Here is a 4,903-nt window from a genome sequence, read left to right as displayed (position 1 = left end):
AGTTCGGACTTAGAAATGTTAATATGACTACAAGCTCTTACTTCGCAACAATCATTACCATAAAATACTTTTCCTTTATTTTTATTGTTCATCTTTTCATTCCTTTCTTTCATAGAATCAATAGTCATTACTATATATTAAAATGAAATTTATACTAAATCTGTGATGGACAAACTACCATTTCTAAAAAAATAAGAAATGGGCCCACTTAGCAAAAAGTAAGTAAGGTATAGAGGAAGTTTTATAGAATATAAAGAAGAAAAGTTCAACATAAAAAACAGCATGTCAATGGTTGAGGGATTTAACAATTGACATGCTGTTCGTGGATTGGATTCTATGTGTATTGATTTAATCTTTCAAGGGCTGTTTTAGGTAAGATTGGAATTGAAATAGTAAAAGTAGTACCATCTTCATTACTAGTCATTTTTAATGTACCGTTATGATTTTGAATAATTTTTTTCGTTACTGACAAGCCCAAACCTGTGCCGGAATCTTTTGTTGAGAAGAATGGATCAAAGATATATTCTTGAATCGCTGGTGGAATACCAGTCCCATTATCAGTGAAAGTAATACGAACAAAATTATCAAGGCGGTAACTAGTGATTTGTATAGAAAGTTTTTTTTCTCCTTGAGCATCGACAGCGTTCTGGAATAAGTTTAAAAAAACTTGCACAAGTTCATGACGATCAATATGAACTAAAATATCATCTAATTCGGTAGAAAAATTATAATCAATTGAAATGTTATGTAAAAAGACTTCGCTAGCTAGTAACTGTTGAATATACTCACGTAAAAATGTATTAATGGGAAAGGGTTCTCTTTTAAATTCACGTGTTTTTGAAATAGATAAAAATTTTGTAATGATACTATTTGCGCGATCTAATTCAGGAATAAGTAAGTTTTTAAATAATTCTTTATTAGATGGAGAAACATTTTCTTGTAAAAATTGTAAATATCCTCGTACGGTTGTAAGAGGATTACGTACTTCATGTGCAATACCAGCCGCGATTCGCCCTGCTAACGAAAATTTTTCTGCATCACGTTCTGTATTTAAATAATGAAAGACACTAATAACTCTAAAAATCTCTCCGTTATAATCACGAATAATTCGGTTATTTAAAATGCCATAGTTTTTGTCTAAAACTTCTTCATTATATATTTCTGTGCCTGTTCTTAATGTTTCTAGAGCTTTAATTTTTTCTTCAGGCAACTTTAGTAATTGTTGAATTGGTTTTCCGATTATATCATTTCGTACTACACCAAAATCATCTGCAGCAGCTTGATTACATAAAGTTATATTTCCTTTATTATCAACAAAGGTTACATGATGTGAAAAAGCATCAAAAATATGAACAAAGTATGTTTCAAGTTGTTTAAATAAAAATAATGAGTCGCAAGTAAGTTGAAAATCGGCCTCTTTATTTTCTTTTTGTATGTTTTGAATGGAATGAATCGATCTCGTTTTCTTTATTTGTAAACCAATATGTGGATTTTTATATGTGAAATGATGTGGTAATTGATTTACAAGTTCTTCATAAAAACGTACTTTATTTTCTAGTTCTTCTATTCGTTTTTCATGAGATATAATATCATCGTTTGGAAGCATAAATAAATAACCCCTCAATTTAAAAATTCTTCCATCTAGTATATCATATTTTTATACGGATACTCTTAAAGAAGAGACTACTTAATAAAATTGATTGGTCGAAGTGTTCAGGAATTGAGTAGAATGGATAGAAGGTGAAGTTAAAAAGGGAGGAATATATTTGCTTTTCATTGGAGTAACAGGGTGGGGAGATCATGATTCTTTATATATAGACCCCTATGAAAATAGAAATAAATTACGAACATATAGTGAGTATTTTCCTATTGTAGAAGTGGATAGTTCATTTTATGCGATGCAACCTGCACGAAACTATACAAAATGGGCAATGGAGACACCGCAAGATTTTTCTTTTGTCGTAAAAGCATATCAAGGGATGACGGGGCATATGAAAGGTGAAATTCCTTTTTCTACGTTTGACGAAATGTTTGATGTATATAAAGAATCCATTCTTCCTTTAATAGAAGCTGGTAAATTAAAAACGATTTTATTTCAATATCCACCATGGTTTGATTGTAAAAAGAAAAATGTAGATTTTCTTCGATATACGAAAGAAAAAATGGAAGGTTTGCCATGTGCTATAGAATTTCGGAATCAAACATGGTTTTATCCGGAAATGAGAGATAAGACGCTACAGTTTTTGGAACAAGAGAAATGGATTCATACCATTTGTGATGAGCCACAGGCCGGGATAGGTTCGATACCGCTCGTATTAGAAGTAACGAACACAGAGATGGTGTTAATACGTTTTCATGGTCGAAATGTTCATGGCTGGCTCGATAAAGGGGAAAATTGGAGAGCGGTTCGTTGTTTATATCGCTACAACAATAAAGAATTAGAAGAATGGATAGAAAGACTAGAGCAATTGAAAAAGAAGACAAAGGACATATATGTACTATTTAACAATAATTCGGGCGGAGATGCAGCGGATAATGCGAAACAGCTTATGAAAATGATGAACATTACATATGGCGAGCCAAAGCCCGAGCAATTAAATTTGTTTGAATGATAAAAACAAGAAAGGCACTGTACAAACAGGGGGAATGTACAGTGCCTTTCTATATGAAAAAGAGGGGTAACAATGTTACTGAGCGTTTGGTTGATTCATCAATTGTTGGCTTCGTAATAAATGATAATGGTTATCATTATCATTGTCAATAGTTTTCCGAAAAATAAATAAAAAACTTTTATGAGACAGTAACGGGTAGGAAGATTCCTGATAAAAAAGTTCGGCTGAAGCAAAGAAGTTTTTCGGGGGAGAATTCTAGTAAAATCCTGATAAAGTACAAAAAAAGAACAGCAATTAATGCTGTTCTTTTCCAGTGACGAATTGTTGTAAATCAAAAGGAGTTATCGCTTGGATAAACTCTTTTGAGATAAGTGTTTGAACTAGAGTACTCTCAGAAATAGAAGCACCTGTTTTTTTTTCGTAAGCTTGTTTTAATAAATCAAGTTTTTCAGCCGTTTCTTTCGGTAATTCAATTGTTAATGTGTTCATAATTTCTCCCCCTTACTATTAGAGTACCACTACAATATAGGAGAGACAAGGGAAGAGAATGTGAAACATAAAAAAGGTTACCATTTATAAAATGGTAACCTTTTTATGTATAAGAGTTATTAAGCAATACCGATATACTTTAAAGTTTTTGATGGAGTACTATGATCAAAGAAGTGTTGTAAAAATGCGATGTCAACACCTGATTTGTATGCACAATATCCCCAAGTTTTTCGAAGTGTATGTGAGCTAATCCCTTCTAATCCAACTTCTTTTGCAGCTTTGTTTAAAATGTACCATGCATGTTGTCTCGTAATAGATTTTGTTCCTTTTTGAGACTTTAATAATGGTTCATTACGTTTCCAAGTTTTACGTTCTTTCATGTAGTCTTCGATTGCGTGCTGTAAGTCTTCATTAACAGCAAACCATTTATGTTTCTTTACTTTTTCATTGTAAAATAAAATGGAATGGCGAACATTTTCATTTTCATCGATTACATCACTAACTTTTAATTGTAAGATTTCACTTACTTTTAAGCCAGAATTTACAGCTAATACGAATAATAAGCCATCACGTTTCGAAGATTGTAAAAGTATATTTTTGATAGTTTCTAATTGTTTTTCATTTTGAATAGGTTGTCCTGCTTGTTTCATTTCACGCACTCTCCTCTTTTATATGTGTAAAGGAAAGGATTAACTTGTTTCTTACTATAAAGGGAGAGTGTGAATTTCATGTGAACTCCTAGTGAAATTAAGACAAATTATTTGACTTCTTTTACTTTTTGTAAATTAAAGTAGAATACAACACTATTAGTTGTGTTATATACACCGTACTCCGCATGGTGAAGGTCTAAAATGTTTTTTACAATTGATAATCCGAGACCAGTACCACCAGTATGACGGCTACGAGATGCATCTAAACGGTAGAAACGATCCCAAATTTTTTCAAGACTTTCTTCTGGGATAGGGTTTCCTGTGTTTTCGATTTGTATTTTTACTGTATCTTCCATTGCTATAACGGAAACTTGTATTTTTTCTCCTTCTGGCGTATAGCGAATGGCATTGCTAAGTAAGTTCACAACCACTTGCTCAATACGACTACGATTCGCTTGAACAAATATAGAAGAGTCTACATCTATATTCACTTGTAAATGCTTTTCTTCCATGCTAAATAATAACTTTGTATAGACTTGTTGAATTAGTTCACCGATTGAGAATGTCGTCATATCTAGCTTGTACGTACCTGATTCTAATTTTGCTAATTCTAACATTTCAACAATAAGTCTGTTCATGTTTTCGGTTTCTTCTAAAATAACATCTGTGTAATACGTCGTATCTTTACTAACGCCATCTTTAATTCCTTCTGCGAAACTTCTAATTACACTAAGTGGTGTTTTTAATTCGTGTGATACACCAGAAATGAATTCTTTTCGCGTTTTCTCTAATTGACGTTCACGTTCAATATCTTGTTGTAATTTTGTATTGGCAACATTTAATCGATCAATTCGGTCTTTTAAGTTTACAGATAATGTATTAATACTACCGGAAAGCCCACCAATCTCATCGTCTGCTGTCACAGGTAACTTCTCGCTAAAATCAAAATTGGCCATTTTTTTTGTAACGCGATTAATTTTAATTAATGGTTTCACAATGATTTTTGAGTAGTAGAAGGATAACAAAATAATAACGAGAAATACGATGATTAAGGCATAGACATAATAATCCTTTAAAACGAGCATTGCTTCATTAACAGGCTGTAAAGATGCTATCGCAAAAGCGTATTCTGTAATTTTTCCGTCTTTCATA

5 protein-coding genes are annotated in these 4,903 nt (G+C 32.1%); 1 reads left to right on the top strand and 4 read right to left on the bottom strand.

Annotated elements, in window-relative coordinates:
* Window positions 1-334: 334 nt before the first annotated feature.
* A complete protein-coding gene (locus KI369_RS26065; RefSeq protein WP_212958338.1) occupies window positions 335-1,606 on the bottom strand; it encodes an ATP-binding protein in 1,272 nt (423 codons plus the stop codon).
* Window positions 1,607-1,766: 160 nt separating this feature from the next.
* On the opposite strand from KI369_RS26065, the gene KI369_RS26060 reads away from it, so the two are divergent.
* Entirely contained in the window at window positions 1,767-2,612 is an 846-nt protein-coding gene (locus tag KI369_RS26060) for a DUF72 domain-containing protein (protein ID WP_212958336.1), read from the top strand.
* A gap of 294 nt (window positions 2,613-2,906) precedes the next feature.
* On the opposite strand, the gene KI369_RS26055 is transcribed toward KI369_RS26060, so the two are convergent.
* The 3 genes from KI369_RS26055 to KI369_RS26045 form a co-directional block, all read right to left on the bottom strand.
* Entirely contained in the window at window positions 2,907-3,101 is a 195-nt protein-coding gene (locus tag KI369_RS26055; RefSeq protein WP_001094861.1) for a DUF3924 domain-containing protein, read from the bottom strand.
* A 119-nt stretch (window positions 3,102-3,220) separates the two neighbouring features.
* A complete protein-coding gene (locus tag KI369_RS26050; RefSeq protein ID WP_000806236.1) occupies window positions 3,221-3,751 on the bottom strand; it encodes a tyrosine-type recombinase/integrase in 531 nt (176 codons plus the stop codon).
* Window positions 3,752-3,858: 107 nt separating this feature from the next.
* Window positions 3,859-4,903: sensor histidine kinase (locus KI369_RS26045; RefSeq protein WP_212958334.1), on the bottom strand; the 1,045-nt coding region annotated here is incomplete at its 5' end.

This window comes from Bacillus sanguinis (assembly GCF_018332475.1).
Lineage (GTDB): Bacteria > Bacillota > Bacilli > Bacillales > Bacillaceae_G > Bacillus_A > Bacillus_A sanguinis.
This window is presented reverse-complemented; position numbering and strand designations above follow the sequence as displayed.

Excerpts from the sequence above, each read along its gene's own strand:
- KI369_RS26065 (WP_212958338.1), bottom strand. The coding sequence starts at position 1,606 with ATGCTTCCAAACGATGATATTATATCTCATGAAAAACGAATAGAAGAA.
- KI369_RS26055 (WP_001094861.1), bottom strand. The coding sequence starts at position 3,101 with ATGAACACATTAACAATTGAATTACCGAAAGAAACGGCTGAAAAACTT.
- KI369_RS26050 (WP_000806236.1), bottom strand. The coding sequence starts at position 3,751 with ATGAAACAAGCAGGACAACCTATTCAAAATGAAAAACAATTAGAAACT.